Source organism: Acidobacteriota bacterium (assembly GCA_034211275.1).
GTDB lineage: Bacteria > Acidobacteriota > Thermoanaerobaculia > Multivoradales > JAHZIX01 > JAGQSE01.
On sequence record JAXHTF010000074.1, the window covers coordinates 11,809 to 27,503 of the forward strand.

Consider the following 15,695-nt stretch of genomic DNA (forward strand, 5'->3'; position numbering starts at 1 on the left):
CAGCTCAGTTGCGCAGCGGTTTGCCGGTCTTGAGCATGTGCTCCATGCGCTGTTGGGTTTTCTCCTCACCGCACAGCGAGAGGAAGGCCTCGCGCTCCAGGTCGAGGATGGTCTGGGGCGACACCGGCCGGTTGGGGGTGGTGTCGCCGCCGCACAGGATGTGGGCGATATGCCCCGCCACCACCTCGTCGTGGTCGGAGATCCAGTGGGTGATGTTGAGGTTGTGGAGGCTCATGCGCAGGGTCGCGGCGCCGGCGCGGCCCGGCAGGGAGAGGGGCTTCTCGATGGGCGGCCGGTAGCCCAGCTCCGCCAGGGCGAGGGCCAGGCGCTTGGCGCTGTAGAGCTGACGGTCGCGGTTCATCTCGACGAAGTCGCCGGGGGCGAGATAGCCCAGGTCCCGCGCCTCGGCGGCGGAGGTGGAGACCTTCGCCATGGCGATGTTCTCGAACGCCCGCTTGACGAAGTCCTGGTTGTCGTTGATCGGCTCCTCGACCCCCGCCAGCAGCCGCTGGAGCAGGAAGAGGGTGCCGCCGCCGCCGGGCACCAGGCCGACGCCGGCTTCCACCAGGCCCATGTAGGTCTCGGCGTGGGCGACGATGCGGTCGCCGCCCATGGTGAGCTCGGCGCCGCCGCCGAGGGCGTAGCCGAAGGGCGCCGTGACCACCGGCAGGGAGGCGGCGCGGAGGGCGGTGGTGGCGCGCTGGAAGTTCTGGATCATGGCGCTGATGTCGTCCCAGCGGCTGGAGGCGGCGAGCTCCAAGATGCCCTTGAGGTTGGCGCCGGCGGAGAAGTTGTCCCCCTGGTGATGAACCACCAGGGCGTCGAACTCCATCTCGGCCTTTTCCAGACCTTCGAGGATGCCCTCGATCATGGCGTCGTCCAGGGGGTTCATCCCCGGCTGGGATTGGGAGGTGAGCTCCAGGCAGGCGGCGCCGTCGCCGAGGTCGACGAGGGCGGTGCCGGAGTTCTGGTAGGCGATGCCGTTACCGCCTTTGAGCTCGCTGAGCACCAGGAAGCTCTCCGGCCGCGGCACCGGGGCGTAGCTGCCAGCCGTGGGGTCCCAGACCTCCGGGCCGTCGGCGCCATCGCGGTAGAAGCTCTCGTGACCGGCGTCCAGAAGCTGCTGGACCCACGGAGCCACGGAGTGGCCGTCCTGCTGGAAGCGCTCTACCGTCTCCCGCAGGCCCAGGGCGTCCCAGATCTCGAACGGACCGAGCTCCCAGTTGTAGCCCCAGCGCATGGCGCGGTCGATGTCCACCAGGGTGTCGGCGATCTCGCCGACGCGGTTGGCGGTGTAGAGGAGGGTTTCCCGCAGCAGTCGCCAGGCAAAGCGGCCGGCGCGGTCGTCGGCGGTGGCGACGGTCTTGATGCGCTCGCCGGCGTCGGCGATCTTGCGCACGGCGGCCAGGGACGGCGCGTCAGGGCGCTCGGTGGGGCGGTACTCGCCACTCGTCCAGTCGAGGACCAGCAGGTTCTTTTTGCCGCCAGGGCCCTTCTCCATGCGGAAGAAGCCGGCGCCGGTCTTGCGGCCCAGGGCACCTTCCTCGACCATCTTGAGGACGAAGTCGGGGGCGGTGTAGTAGCGCTGGCCCTCGTCGTCCGGCACGCCCTCCCGAGAGGTGCGGAAGGTGTGCAGGAGGGTGTCCAGGCCCACCAGGTCGGAGGTGCCGAAGGTGGCGCTCTTGGGGCGGCCCAGGGCGGGGCCGGTGATGGCGTCCACCTCGTCGATCTGGTAGCCCATCTCGACCATGGCGCCGAGGGTGGCGGCGATGCCGAAGACACCCAGGCGGTTGGCGATGAAGTTGGGGGTGTCCTTGCAGTAGACGATGCCCTTGCCCAGGCGGAAGCGGCCGAACTCCGCCATCTCGTGGACCACTTCGGGCAGGGTGTCGGGGCCGGCAACCAGCTCCAGCAGGCGCATGTAGCGCACCGGGTTGAAGAAGTGGGTGATGAGGAAGTGCTGGCGGAAGGGCAGCGAGCGCCCCTCCATCATCTGCGCCAGGGACAGCCCGGAGGTGTTGGAGGAGACGATGGTGCCCTCGGTCCAGATCTTCTCGATCCGTTCGAAGACCTGCTGTTTGATGTCCAACCGCTCGACCACGGCCTCGACGATCCAATCGCAATCCGCCAGCTTGGCCCAGTCGTCCTCGAAGTTGCCCAGCTCCACCAATCCCTGGTGCTTGCGGCTAAAGAAAGCGGCGGGGCGAGCCTTCTGAGCGGCGGCGAAGTTCTTCGCCACGATGCGGTTGCGAAACGCCGGCGAGTCTTCGGTGAGGCCCTTCTGGCGGTCCTCGTCGGTGAGCTGGGGCGGCACGATGTCCATCAGCAGCACGGGGTAGCCGGCGTTGGCCAGGTGTGCGGCAATCCCGGACCCCATGACACCGGAGCCCAGCACCGCCACCTTGCGTATTTGTCGAGTCATGAACGACCTCCTAGGCGTCTGTGCAGGAAGAGTGAAAACCGCCGTCTGTGCGGAGCTCAGCCGACGGGAGCTGTCCAGAAACCCCCCGGCGCCGGAGTCGGCGCGGCGGGGGTGGGCAACCATCTTATCGGGAAATGACGCAGAGCGGCGAATCTGGTGATGACGCAGAGCGGCAAAGGCCTCGATTCGGTCTTGTCGCGGCCCATCGCAGCCAGGGCTCGGCCAGGGCTAAGCCAGGGCTTCGGATGTCGGCAGGATGAGGGAGAAGGTGGAACCCTTCCCCAGCTCGCTCTCCACCCGCAGCTCGCCGCCCATCTGTTGGGCTAGTAGATCGCAGAGGGCGAGGCCCAGACCGGTGCCGCCATGGCGGCGGTTGGGGCCGGAGTCCACCTGGAAGAAGGGGTCGAAGAGCCGCCCGAGATCCCCGGGAGCGATGCCGATGCCGGTGTCGCGGACCTCGAGCTCGAGGTCCAGGCCGTCTTCGGTGTGCCGGAGCACCTTCGCCTGGATGTCGATTTCGCCTGCGTCGGTGAATTTCACCGCGTTGCCCAGCAGGCTCGCGAGGAGCTGCCAGAGCCGAACCGGATCGACGAAGAGGTAGCGGGGAACGTCGGCGTCGACGGTCCAGGTGATGTTGAGCCCTTTGCTGTGCGCATCCTTGGCCGCGGCGGCGGAGGCTTTGCGGATCAGGTCGCGAAGGTTGATCCGCCGCCGAATGTGTCGCAGGCCGGAGGATTCTTGTTGGGTCAGCTCCAGCAGATCCTCGAGAATCTTGAGCAGTGCTTCGCTGCGCGCCTCGATGGTGTAGGTGATCTCCTCCTGATCGGAGTCGAGACCGGTGGCCCGGAGCATGCCGGCGAGGCCGATGACGTCCGCCAGGGGAGTGCGGAGCTCGTGGCTCATGTTGTTGAGGAACTGGCTCTTGGCTCGCGCCGCCACGTCCGCTGCGTTCTTGGCCAGCTGCAGCTGCTGGGTGCGGGAGGCGACCTCGGCCCGCAGCTGCTTCCGGCGCTCCTCGAGCCAGTGGGTTCGCCAGCGAATCATCGCCAAAACCGCGAGGGCCAAGAGTAGGACGGCGGTGAGGAGAAACCACCAGGTCCTCCAGAAGGGCGGCAGGATGGAGAGCTGCAACGTTGCCGTCTCCTGGGACCAGTTCCGGCCGTCGCGACTGGCCCGCACCTCGAAGACGAAGTCTCCCGGCGGCAAGCTGGGGTAGATCGCCTGCCGCTGCCGCGTCGGTGGGGACCACTCTTCCTCCAGGCCCCGCAGCCGGGTCTGGAAGAGGATGCCGTCGGCATCGAGGGCCGGAGCGGAGTAGCGGAAGGCAAGGTGGTTCTGGTCGAAGCGCAGGCGTGGACGCACCGGCACGCCGAACCAGGGGGGCACGGAAGCAATTCGCCCGGACCATTCCTCGGCGCTCCAGTCCACGGACCGATGTTGGAGCTGAAGCTCGGTGAGGTGGGGGGAGGGCGCCGGCCGATGGCTGAGGGCTCGGCGGGGATCGAGGCGGGTGAGTCCTTGGGTGCCGATCCATAGGACTCCGGAGCGGTCCTCGAAGACGGCGTTTTGGTTGGTTTCGAGACCGAAGAATCCTTCCTGGCGCCCGAAGCCGTGGACCGTGGCGAACTCTCCCGAGGGATCGAGCTCGATGCAGTCCACACCCCGCTCCCCGCCAACCCACAGGCGACCGATGGCGTCGATATGCAGAAAGTACTGTGTTTGGGAGGTCAGACCGCTGCTCCGGGTGAAGCTCTCGAAGCCCTCGCCGTCCCAGCGGCTGAGGCCGCGATCCGTCGCCATCCACAGGCGGCCGGCGGGATCTTGGCGGATGGCGTAGACGCGGTTGCTCAACAGGCCGTCGGCTTCGGAGTAAGTGAGGAACCCTTCGCCGTCATAGCGGCTGACGCCGGAGTCGGCGGTGGCGAACCAGAAGAAGCCGTCGCGATCCTGGAAGACCGAGTAGATGCGGTCGCTGGCGAGGCCGTTAGAGCGGGAGAGGGTGGTGAATTCCTGTCCGTCCCAGCGGCTGACGCCGCCGCCGAAGGTGGCGATCCAGAGGTCTCCCTGACGATCCTCGAAGAGGGAGAAGACGCGATTCGAAGCGAGGCCGTGGCTGGTGTCGAAGCGCTCGAAGGTCGGTTCTTCGGAGCCTTGGCCATCGAGCCTGGAAAGCCCGGCGTTGAGGGTACCGATCCATAGATCCCCCCGGCGATCCGTGAGCACCGAGGTGACCAACTCGCTGGGCAGGCCGCTGTCGCGGTTCCAAACCGTAAAGCCCTGATCGTCCTTGCGCGCCAGCCCACCCTCGAAGATGCCCACCCGCAGGAAACCGTCGGGGTCTTCGGTGATGGAGAGGACCTTGTCCCCCGGCAAGCCGTCCTCGGTGGAGTAGGAGACGAAGGCATCGCTGGCGAGGCGGGAGATGCCGTTGCCGAAGACCGCCAGCCACAGGCTCCCGGCGGTGTCGGTGAGCACGTCGAGGACGCCTTGGCCGGGGAGGCCATTGCTCTCATTGAAGGCGAAGAAAGTCTCGCCGTCCCATCGAATGGCTCCTTCGCCCACCGTGGCGAACCACAGACGGCCTTGGGGGTCCTCGCTCATGGAGCGCACGGAGGTGGCCGGAAAGCCGTCGGCGGCGTCGAGCAGAAGGAATCCATCGGCGCCGGAGCGCCGTGCTACGCCGCCGTCATCCAGGCCGGCCCACAAAGAGCCTTGGGAGTCGAGGAAGAGGCTGGAGATGGATTTGGGGCCGAGCTCCGGAGCCGCGGGCTCGAGTCGCTCGTCCTGGACTCGCCACAGGCCCCGCTGGGAACCCACCCACAGGGTGCCTTGGCGGTCGGTGGTGAGGGCGCCGATGCCGCCGGTTTCCAGGGGCTCTCCGGTGGTTGTCCCGCTGCCTTCTTCGGTGCTGTTCTCTTCGCTGCTGCCCTCCTCGGGTACCCGGACGGGGACTTCCAGGAGCTCCTCCCCCTGATAGCGCATGAGGCTGCCCTGAGCGGTGCCGATCCACAGCGTGCCCGACGAGTCCTCGAAGAGGGAGAGGATGTCGAGACCCTGAGTCTCGGGCACCAGCGCGATCCGCTGGCCGTCGTAGCTCGCCAGGCCTCCCTCGGTGCCGAACCACAGGTGCCCCTGATGATCCTCGAGGACAGCGCTGACGCGACCGTTGGGTAGGCCGTCGGTGGTGTCGAAGGAGAGGAATGCGGTGCCGTCCCAGCGGCTGACGCCGCCTCCGGCGGTAGCCAGCCAAAGATAGCCGCGGGAGTCTTCGAGCATGTCCCGGACCACCGACTGGCCCAGGCCGTCTTCTACCGAGTAGGTGAGAAAAGGGTAGGTCTGAGCGTGGATACACGGGGCCCAGGGATTCGAAAATCCCAAGAAACCCCAGGCGATCCATAGAAACCAAAAAGTCCGCGCTCCAGACGGACCGATGTCCTTCATCGATGCGAAACCACCTCAATTGAAAACGTGGTCGCAGAATTGTACATCGGTGCCGCCTGGAGCGCGCAGGCAGACTAGCTCTCGATCAGGGCTGGTAGGTGATCACCAGCACCGGGTCGTAGTTGCCCTCCCGGGAGATGAAGTACTGCCCGGAGGTGTCGGAGCCGGAAGCGATGCCGATATTCACCGTGCCGGGGCCGGTCACCGCCTCGCTGACGTCGATGGCGTGGTACCCGTAGCCGGCGTTGTTGAGGCTGCGCATGTAGGTGTAGGTGGTGGGCGGGTCGAGATGGTTGTTCCAGTTGATCCCGAACTCGCTCCAGGTCATGTTGTTCAGGCGGTAGAAGCCCGCTTCCGTGATGTAGCCGCCGACGAACATGTAGAGCCCGGCGGACTGCACGTTGGTGACGTAGCTGGGCACCTGGAAGCGCAGGAAGCTACGCCGTGCCTGGCCGGTGTCGCCGTTGCGCACATGGAGCTGGGATGACGAGCCGTAGTTCAGCGTCGGGTTGTTCTGGATCACCCAAGCGTCGGCGTTGGGAGTGAGGGTGAGGGTTTGCGGTGCTCCGGTGACCTGACCGTTGACGGTGAAGGTGAACGGCGAGGGCACGTTGGTGGCATCGTGGGTGATGCGCACCGTGCCCTGGAAGTTGCCCACCGTATCCCGCCGCATGCGCAGGCGGAAGACGCTGGTATTGCTCTCCGGCGGTACCGGCGACGAGGGCTGCTCCACCTGCACGAAGGCGGACCCGACGGTGTTGGTGGTGCTGGCGCTGGCCACCATCGCTTCCGGGCCGTCGTTCATCAGCCGGATCACCAGCTCGACGTATTGACCGGACGCCTGGGCGGCGCTGCCGAAGTCGAGGCTGCCGTTGTGGTTGATGGGGCCGACGAAATCCGCCTGCACCCGCAGGATGGGATCGTTCTGGCCGCCGGAACCGACGAAGCGCAGGCCGTTGTTGCGGGTCCAGGAAAGCTCCTGGAGCACCGTACCGCCGGGGATGCCGATGCACCAGGGGCCGGTGGTGTAGGAGGTGTCGCCCTGCTGCGCCGCCCAGGTGGGATCGACGTCGGCGCAGATCTGATTGCCCAAGCGGAAGGACTTCCACTTCGCCGCGTTGGGCAGCTGGGTTTCCAGCGCCGGCTGCAGATGGTAGGCCTTGCCATTGGAGTCGAGGCGGGCGGCGAAGAGCTGGCCCTTGGCGGCGTTGCACACCCGCTGCTCGCCGGCGGCGCCGCTCTCGCTGGTGCCGAACCAGGAGATGCTGCCCTGGGTCGTGCGCAGGAAGCTCATATTGCACTTGGGCTTGTAGTTGCCCACCATGCTGATGGCCGCCTGGAAGTTGGCGCCGCTCTGCCCCCGGACGATCATCGCCAGGTTGTTGCGCTCGGCGTTGGTGAGGCCGAATTTGCTCGCCGGGGCGGTGAAGCTGCCGAAGTTGGAAATGGAGTAGCTGGAGGTAAAGCTGAAGCCGGCGATGCGCGCCGCTGCCCGCACGCCGCCGTAGAAGGCGAAGCTGGTATTCATGCTCGGCGTGTAGGCCTTGGGGCCGACGTTGAGGGCCATGCTCAGCAGCGGATGCAGGGTGGAGTAGGTGGCGGAGCCAAGGTTGTTGATCATCCGCGGGCCGGCGGTGACCTGGGAGGCACCGCGGATGTTGTTGTATGTGCCGGAGATCGATTGGGTGCCGTGGCGGTACACCACGTCGGCGTTTTGGATGCCGCCGGGGCGGGAGGCCAGGGAGGCCAACGCCCAATAGGCCCTGAGCCACTGGCGCGCCTTGTTGGCGACGTCGTTGTGGCCGCGGGCCTCGGCGGTGTCGAGGGCGGTCATCACCGAGGCGACGATGAAGCTGCCGTAGAGGGGGGAGAAGATCTCCTTGCCCATGAAGCCGGCTCCGGAGTTGGGGCCGAGGGTCTGGTAGTTGAAGTACTCGTTCCACCACTGGCGGTCAGAAGCGACGTTGCGGCCGGCGTAGAGGGCGGCGTGGCACACGGGGCCCTTGTTCTCCGACGGGTCGCTGAACACCGCCGACCCCGGCTGGCCGTAGCCGGCCTGGCAGGTGCAGACGCCGTTGGTGATGGGGCAGAGGTCGTAGGCGCGACCGTCCAGCACGTCGATGAGGATGCGGGCGCACCGGTCGAGGCAGTTGGTGCTGCTGCAGCCGGTGGGCGTGCAGGTGCCCTTGGTGTTGGCCTCGAAAAGGTTGCTGACGGGCAGGCCGGCTTCTTCCACCGGGGACGGCGCCGCCGTGGCGCCGGTGGCGAAGAGCAAGATGCAGGCGAGTAGTAGGCCCAGGCCTCGACGGCTCGGGCTCCGGTGTCGGCCGGAAGAAGTCATCACGGGATTCACCTCCTGGGGTTGGCTCCCGCCCGTGGAGTGAATTCAAGGGGGGCGGAGAGCGCGGTTGACGAATGTCTCTATTCATCAACGCGAGAAAACGGAGGCAAGTCCCTCACGGGACCGTCGCAATATCGGCTAGGGGGAGCCTCAGGAGGCGGGATTGTCCTCGCGTACGAAGACCCAGGCGGAGTCGGTGCCGCGGCTGTAGAAGAGGGTGACCCAGACGTTGCGCGGCTTCATCTTGAAGTCGAAGAGGTAGGGGAAGACGGCGTGGAGCTCGCCCTGGCGCACTCCCTCCCGGAAGCGGCCGGCGAAATCCTGAACGTTGGTGCAGGGAGCGACCTCGGTGAAGAAGTTCTTGCCCAGCACTTGGCTGCGGGAGCGGCCGGTGAGCTGCGACTCGTGGTCGTTGAAGGCCAGGATGGTGCCTTCGCGGTCGAGGCGGATAGCGCCGAAGGGCAGGTCGTCGAGAGCCTCCTCGGACATGCTCTGGACCTCTTCAATGACCGCTCGGTCGATGGTTTTCTTGGTATCGCTCGGGTTTTGGCTCACGACATCGGCTCCATGGCTGCTAGCGCCGGCGCTGCTTCGGCAGCCGGCCTTGGGAACGGGCTCAACTTTTTTCTAGACTACTATTTCTCGTCAGAATCCGTCATCTTGAGCTTTGCTTCGGTGTCCGAGGGCGACTCGCCGAGGCTGGTACCGATGCTGGGGATCATCATCAGCTTCTGCCAGATCTTGCGTGACAGGCCGGTGGTCAGCTGCTCCACCTCGTTGACCGCCGCCAGCGCCACGGCGTCGTCGAATCGCTGTACGTAGAGCACCGAGATCTTGCCCAGCAGCGAGAGCATCTCGCTGCAGTAGTCGAGATAGCGGGAGAGCTCGAAGGGGGTCAGCTTGCCCTCGGTGCTCTCGTCGTCCGGCTGCGGGTTCCAGGCGATGCGGGTGGGGTCCTTGGTCAGCTGGTGCATGTCGATGATGTGGGCCAGGGCGCGCAGCTCGTGGATGGCGCCGAGGGCGCGGTGGCGCTTGAGGCGGCGTTCCAGGCTGATCAGGAAGAAGATTCCCAGGCCGATGAGCACGACGTCGTTGATGCCCGCTTCCAGAGCCTGGATGAAGTCCAGAAAGTGCACTTCGTCGAGGGTGATGCGCAGCGATCCCAGGGTGCCGGCGATGCCCGCCAGGATGATCAGGATCAGGACGGTGATGGCGATGCGAAGGCTTAGGATGGGGCGGGCGATCCACTCCGCCTGAGCCTGGGCCTCGCGGCTGATGGCGAGGACCTTGGTGCTGAGGCGGAAGAGCCCGGAGCCCGGGAAGCGGTTCTCGATGCGCTCGGAGAGCCGGGCGATGGTGTGCTCGATCTTGACGGCATCGAGCGCCTGGTATCGGCTGTGCTCGGGCATGGAGGACCTCCTCGAAGGGGCCGAATCAAAGGTTCTTTTTTGCTCGTAAGGCTAGCACGAGGGCGATGAGGTGGTGTCCTAATGGGCTGTCGGGAGGAGCCAGCTCCAGATCTTGACCAGGAATCTAGAAACACGGTTTACTGGGTGTCATGAATACATCGGGGAGGGAATATGTCTGAGAGCGAAGCATCCACTGAGGTCCCTATCCACGGCGAATACCGCCCCCACCTCAACCTCCTGGTCTACTACTTCCTCACCTCGCTACTCTTCGGACCGTTCTTCTTCATCCCGCTGATCCCTCGTCTGGCACGATTCCGGACGCTGCGCTATGAGTTCGATGAAGAAGGGGTGAGCATGCAGTGGGGGATCCTCTTCCGGCGGGAGATCAGCCTCAACTATCCGCGCATCCAGGACATCCACCTGACCAGCAACTTCGTCGAGCGGTGGCTGGGGTTGGCGCGGCTGCAGCTGCAGACCGCCGCCGGCTCGGCGACGGCGGAGATGACCGTGGAGGGTTTGGAAGAGCTGGAGCAGATCCGCGACTTCCTCTACTCCCGCATGCGCGGCCGGCGGCGGGAAGGGCGGCATCGGGCCGGCGCGGCGCCGGGGGACCCGCGGAGTGGCGAGGCAGCCGGTGAGCTGGGCCATGAGCTGGCGGGAGTTTTGCGCGAGGTCACCGCCGAGCTGCGCGCCGTCCGGCAGGCTCTGGAGACTCGCGGGGGGCCTCCCGGGGCGGCAGCCGGTGAGGTGGGGGAGGGGCCGTGAAGCAATTCCTGCTCAAGGTGCTCAAGGTCAGCGAGCGGCCGGACCCGCCGCCGGGCCACGACGAGGAGCTGATCACCTTCCACGCCTCCCGGCGCTATCTCTACTACAGCGGCGTCAGCTGGTTCTTCAAGCAGGCGGGTGCACTGCTGGGTATCCTCTTCTCCCTCGCCTACTTCGGCAGCTTCGAGATCCCCTTCGTCGATTTCGGCGTCCAGAACACCGCTCCGGAGCCGTTGCGGGAGCTCACCGAGGGGCTCCCGGACTGGTTTGCCGCCTCACCGCTACGCTTCATCGAGCTGATCGAATTCATCGCCCTGGGCTTCTTCGCCATCCAGGCCGTCACCTCCGGCCTCCTGCTCAAGCTCGGCTGGGAGCTGCGCTGGTACATGGTGGGGGACGAATGCCTGCGCATCCGCGAGGGGCTGTGGAAGGTCAAGGAGCAGACCATGACCATCTCCAAGATCCAGAATATGTCGGTGCGCCAGAACCCGCTGCAGAAGCTCCTGGGCATCGAGGACCTGGAGATCCACACCGCCGGAGGCGGAGCCAAGAGTTCCGGCGATGGGGATGAGGACAAAGGCCTTCATGTGGGCCATTTCCGGGGCATCGAGAACGGCGCCGAGCTGCGGGCTCAGATCCGTGCCCGCATGGCACGGTCGAGGGGCTCGGGGCTGGGGGACGAGGGAGATCATCACCTGCAGCCTATGGAGAGCAGCGCTACCCTGGCGGGGAGCACCGGCGGTGCCGAGACCCTCGCCGCTGCCCGCGAGCTCCTCGACGAGAGCCGCCGGCTGCGCGGGGCTCTCGGTGCCGGCCCCTCTCGCTGATCGAGCTCCGATACAACCCCGATATAGCCCAGATCCAAAAAGTCCCCGATGGCGCGGCCCGGCCGCAGATTCCATCGGGGACTTTCGGGTGAACGTTCGAAGGTTCGAGCGTTCAGCTTCTATAGGAGCGGGGCTCAGCCGCGGCGCAGGACCACCAGGCCAGCGGCCAGCAGCAGTCCCATCATCAGCATCAAGCCAACCTCGGAGAGGGTCGGGACCTCGATGACGTTGGGGCCGGGGCCGATGATGCCGCCGGGAACGAAGGACAGACCGCTCAGGGGGTTGACGCCGGTGCTGCCGACCAAGGTCGCGGCGCCAGTGGCCGGATCGAGGGTCACCAGGTCCCCGTCGTTGAACAGGATGCCTTCGGGCGCCGCCGCATCCCCGCCGCCGAAGGCGATGCCGCCGTAGAGGGTGCCGTCGGGGCCGAATTCGATGCCGCCGGTGATCTCCGCCCCGGTGTTGCCGATGGGGGTCGGGGTGCCGGTGGCCAGGTCGATGGTGAAGAGCAGATCACCGGTGATCCCCTCGGTGGGCCGGGTGAGCTCCGAACCGACTCCGTACATGGTGCCGGTGATGGAGTCGTAGGCCAGGCCGCGGACCGGGTTGATGTCGGTAATGTCACCGATGACGGTGAGGACGCCGGTGGCCTGGTCGACGGTGACCAATTGGGCGTTGGGGTTGCCCTCCTGGCCCATTCCGCCGCTCTCGAAGAACGCGCCGTAGAGGGTGTTGCCGACGAACTCCAGGCCGTTGACGGCACCGAAAGCGTGGACGCCCACCAGGGTCTCGACGCCGGTGTCCGGATCGATGGTGATGATGCTGCTGGAGCCGCCGCCGGTGGCGCCGAAGAGGACGCCGTCAGAGCGGAACTCGATTTCCGTCACCGGGCCGATGGAACCCAGGGGGAAGCGGGTGGTGCCGGCGCCGGTCATCGGATCGATGGAGATGAGGGAGGCGCCGACGGCACCGGTGGAGCCCAAGAGCTCACCGGGCATCACCGGCGGGATACCGGCGGCGGCGGGAAGGGTGGAGCAGAGGACGAGCAAAGCGAGGACGAGCGAATTCAGGACACGACGATACATATCGATGGAGTTCCTTGGAAATCTAGTGGTTGGTTGCCGGCAGCCGAGCGGGCCGGCTTGGATAGACGTATCCAAATCCTAGCAGAAGTTGGCCCGAGTGAGCTCTCGTTATTTCCCCCAAGGAAAAACCTCAGAACTTCCTCCGCCAGGGATCAGGCGGCCCTCAAGCCCGAGCGCGGCGAGATCGGCACACTGGCTCCCACAACGGGTCGACGGAGAAACGAATCCCTCGCTTCTTGGACGCGGCCCCGATTCCTTCGAGAGGAGCCCATCATGAACCCTTCCCATCGTCTCTTCACCGCCCCCACCGTCGCTTTCCTGCTATTCGCCCTGATCGCGGGCCTGGGGCTGGCTGCTCCGGCGGATGCTGCCGAACACACCGGCCTCGAAGAACCGCCGCGCTTCGAGGGGTCGTCGGTAGAGCTCGCTTCGCCGGAAGAGCTTCTCGCCGAGGGTTGGAGCCGCTTCGAGGTCGAGCGCAACGGGTGGACCAAGAAGGTGCGCTACCGCGACCTGGAGACCGGCGAGCAGCAGATGATGAAGTACAAGGGAATGCCCTGGAGCCGCATCACCGCCGCCAACATCGTGATCCCGGAGCACGTCTACAACCAGGACGTCCACCGGGTGCGCTACCGCTTCACCCATCCCCAGACCGGTGAGCCACTGACTCTGCGGGCGTGGGCCAAGAGCCAAAGCGTGCGCGGGGTTCCCATCCGTTCGGACGAGACCGAGCCGGTGGTGCAGCTCTACGACCGGGACGGCGAGGAGCCTTGGGGCACTCTCCGCTACGATTACCATTCGCGGGTGATCTTTACCGGAGTCATCGACCAGCGGGACGTGGAGATCGAGCGGATTTCCGAGGACACCCAGCTCAACCGCGGAGTGCTCAAGATGTTCCTTTTCCCGTACCCCCTGGAAGGAGAGTTCGTGGCGCGCATCGACGGTGAAGTGGTGGCTCGCTGGGAGCAGAAGCGCCACCGCGGGATCAAGGCTCCCTACGACTTGCTGGTGCTCGGTGGGGATCGCGAGGAGCTGCGGGAGGATGCCTGGATGACCTTTATCGTCTTCGACCTGATGCAGACCTTCGTCTCCGGCATCGGCAGCTGAGGGATTCCATGACCGAATCCCGAAACCCCAGCCCTTTCGGCCCCGCCGACACCCCGCGCCGTGCTCGTCGCAGCCGGCGCAGGGGGCGGGGTCTTTGGCTGGTGCTGTGGATCTCGGTCCTGGTGGTGGGCGGCCTGCCGGCGTCGGCGGATCGTTGGTATGAGCATTACGAGAAAGCCGAACGGGCCCTCCAAGGGGAGCGCTGGCGCGAGGCGGTAGAGGAGCTGCAGGAGGCGTTGGAGCGCCGGGGTGATTCCGGCTCTCGGGTACGTACCTACGGCATGAACGTGGTGGACTACTTTCCCTACCTCAAGCTGGGGATCGCCTACCACGAGCTGGGGCAGGACGACGCGGCCCTGGAAGCCTTCGACACCGAGGAGCGGCTGGGGGTGGTGACGGAATCGCCGGCGGCCCTGGCGCAGCTGCGGGACTATCGTCAGCGGGTGGAGCAGGCACAGCAGGCCGCCGCCGAAGAGGCTCGGCGCCGCACCGAGGAGGTGGTGGCTCAAAGCCTGGAAGACGCCCGGAGCCTGCAGCGCGAAGGACGGTTGGAGGAGGCCATGAAGGCCCTGGGGCCGGGACTGGCGGTGGCGCCGGATCATCCCGAGGCTAGCGAGCTGATGGCTACCTTGCGCTCCGACCTGGTGGCCCAGGAGGAGGCGCAGCGGCAGGCCCGGGAGACCGCCGGCAATCTGCAAGCCGCCCGCCGCCTGCTCGCGGACGGCGACGCCCAGGGGGCCGCTCGGCTGCTACGCCAGGTGCTGGCGGTGGGGCCCAGCCCGGAGGCCGAGGAATTGCTGGAGCAGGCGCAGGCGACGCTGGTGGCCTCGGTGGCGGCGGAGCGCCGGCAGCGGCAGATCGCCGAGGCCCTCACCAGCGCCCGCGGCTTGCAGGCCGAGGGGAGGCTCGCCGAGGCTTTGGATGCCCTGGAGCTGGTCTTCGCTCTGGAGCCCGACCATCCCCAGGCGGCAGCCCTGCGCCGGCAGCTGGTGGACGCTCAGGCGGCGGAACGTCAGGACTCCCGCATCGCCGAGCTGCTCACCGCCGCCGAGGAGCATCTGGCCGCCGGCCGTACCGAGGACGCCCTCTCCACCGCCAACCGGGTGCTGGCGTTGGAGCGTGGCCAGCCCCAGGCCCTGGCGGTGGTGGGGCGAGCCTACGGACGCATCAGCCAGCGGGTCTTGGGTGGGGAGTCGGTGGAGAATTTGCCGCCGGCGATCCGCTTCGCCGACCGTCGGCAGGCTCTCGGTGAGGAAGAGCTCGGAGGTGGCTCGGTCGAAGGTGGCCCACTCGAAGGTGGCACGGTGGAAGGCGGTGCCGGCGGCGAGAGGGTGGAGGTGGTGACGGAGCCGCGCTTCCGCCTCACCGGCGTCGCCATCGACGGCTCGCCGGTGACCGTCGAGGTGCTGGACGGTGAGGGCCGTCCGGTGGACAGCTCCTTCTCCACCCAGGCCGTGGGGCAGACGTTCATCACCGAGTTCAGCGCTCGCCGCCGGCTGACGGTGGGGTCGTCGGTGTGGACGGTGGTGGCCACCGACAACGAAGGCCTGAGCTCCCGCAGCGAGTATCGGGTGCTCTACCGCCGGCCGTGGTTCCGCTCCCCCTGGTTACCGGTGGCCTCCGCCACCGTCTCCCTGGTGCTCTTCCTGCTCTTCTGGCTGCGCCGGTGGCGGGAACGCCGCCAGCGCCTGCGCCGCCGCTTCAACCCCTACGTCGCCGGCCGGCCAATCTTCGACCATCAGCTCTTCTTTGGCCGCGAGGCGCTGGTGCAGCGGGTGCTCCAGACCATCCACAACAACAGCCTGCTGCTCTACGGCGAGCGGCGCATCGGCAAGACCTCGCTGCTGCACCAGATCCAGCAGCGCCTGGAGACCCTGGAGGATCCGGAGTACGCCTTCTACCCCGTCTACATCGACCTCCAGGGCACCCCGGAAGAGAAATTCTTCGCCACCCTGGCGGATCAGATCTTCGAGTCCATGGCCGCTCATCTCGATGCACAATCTCCCAGCCTCCAGCGCTCGTCTGCCCTCGGCGCCGCCAAGCCCTACACTCACCACCACCTGGTGCGCGAGCTCCACGGCCTGCTCAAGGAGCTCCAGGCGGGGCACCGGCGGCGGGTCAAGCTGGTGTTGCTCATCGACGAGGTGGACGAGCTCAACCACTACGACCCGCGGGTCAACCAAAGCCTACGCAGCCTGTTCATGACGCGGTTCGCCGTTAATCTGGCGGCGGTGGGGGGGGGGGTGGGGATCCGCAAGGAGTGGGAGAAGGAGGGCAGCCCTTGGTACAACTTCTTTG

At 66.7% G+C, this 15,695-nt stretch carries 10 protein-coding genes; 4 read left to right on the forward strand and 6 right to left on the reverse strand.

Going from position 1 to position 15,695, the window contains the following annotated elements; genetic code table 11:
- Positions 1–4: 4 nt before the first annotated feature.
- The 5 genes from SX243_12970 to SX243_12990 all read right to left on the reverse strand — a co-directional run bounded on the left by SX243_12970 (position 5) and on the right by SX243_12990 (position 9,613).
- Positions 5–2,422 (reverse strand): 3-hydroxyacyl-CoA dehydrogenase NAD-binding domain-containing protein, encoded by a 2,418-nt coding sequence (locus SX243_12970; protein MDY7093876.1) that lies wholly within the window; start codon positions 2,420–2,422, stop codon positions 5–7.
- Between the two features lie 228 nt (positions 2,423–2,650).
- Entirely contained in the window at positions 2,651–5,800 is a 3,150-nt protein-coding gene (locus tag SX243_12975; protein ID MDY7093877.1) for a two-component regulator propeller domain-containing protein, read from the reverse strand.
- Between the two features lie 148 nt (positions 5,801–5,948).
- Positions 5,949–8,204, reverse strand: coding sequence for a DNRLRE domain-containing protein (locus SX243_12980; protein ID MDY7093878.1), 2,256 nt, complete (start codon positions 8,202–8,204; stop codon positions 5,949–5,951).
- Positions 8,205–8,354: 150 nt separating this feature from the next.
- A complete protein-coding gene (locus tag SX243_12985) occupies positions 8,355–8,759 on the reverse strand; it encodes a PAS domain-containing protein (protein ID MDY7093879.1) in 405 nt (134 codons plus the stop codon).
- Between the two features lie 80 nt (positions 8,760–8,839).
- Positions 8,840–9,613 (reverse strand): hypothetical protein, encoded by a 774-nt coding sequence (locus tag SX243_12990; GenBank protein ID MDY7093880.1) that lies wholly within the window; start codon positions 9,611–9,613, stop codon positions 8,840–8,842.
- A 171-nt stretch (positions 9,614–9,784) separates the two neighbouring features.
- Between SX243_12990 and SX243_12995 the strand changes: the two genes are divergently transcribed.
- Both SX243_12995 and SX243_13000 read left to right on the forward strand, forming a co-directional pair.
- Positions 9,785–10,378, forward strand: a complete 594-nt coding sequence (locus tag SX243_12995) for a PH domain-containing protein (protein MDY7093881.1) — start codon at positions 9,785–9,787, stop codon at positions 10,376–10,378.
- Positions 10,375–11,205 (forward strand): PH domain-containing protein, encoded by an 831-nt coding sequence (locus SX243_13000; protein MDY7093882.1) that lies wholly within the window; start codon positions 10,375–10,377, stop codon positions 11,203–11,205. The genes SX243_12995 and SX243_13000 overlap by 4 nt, the downstream gene beginning before the upstream one ends.
- 134 nt (positions 11,206–11,339) lie before the next feature.
- Here SX243_13000 and SX243_13005 read toward each other — a convergent pair whose 3' ends face one another.
- Positions 11,340–12,290 carry an IPTL-CTERM sorting domain-containing protein gene (locus tag SX243_13005; protein ID MDY7093883.1) on the reverse strand — a complete coding sequence of 317 codons (951 nt, stop codon included), beginning with the start codon at positions 12,288–12,290 and terminating at the stop codon, positions 11,340–11,342.
- 273 nt (positions 12,291–12,563) lie between these two features.
- On the opposite strand from SX243_13005, the gene SX243_13010 reads away from it, so the two are divergent.
- Positions 12,564–13,397: a hypothetical protein gene (locus SX243_13010; protein MDY7093884.1), complete on the forward strand. Its 834-nt coding sequence runs from the start codon at positions 12,564–12,566 to the stop codon at positions 13,395–13,397.
- 8 nt (positions 13,398–13,405) lie between these two features.
- On the forward strand, positions 13,406–15,695 hold a 2,290-nt coding region (locus SX243_13015), incomplete at its 3' end, for an AAA family ATPase (GenBank protein MDY7093885.1).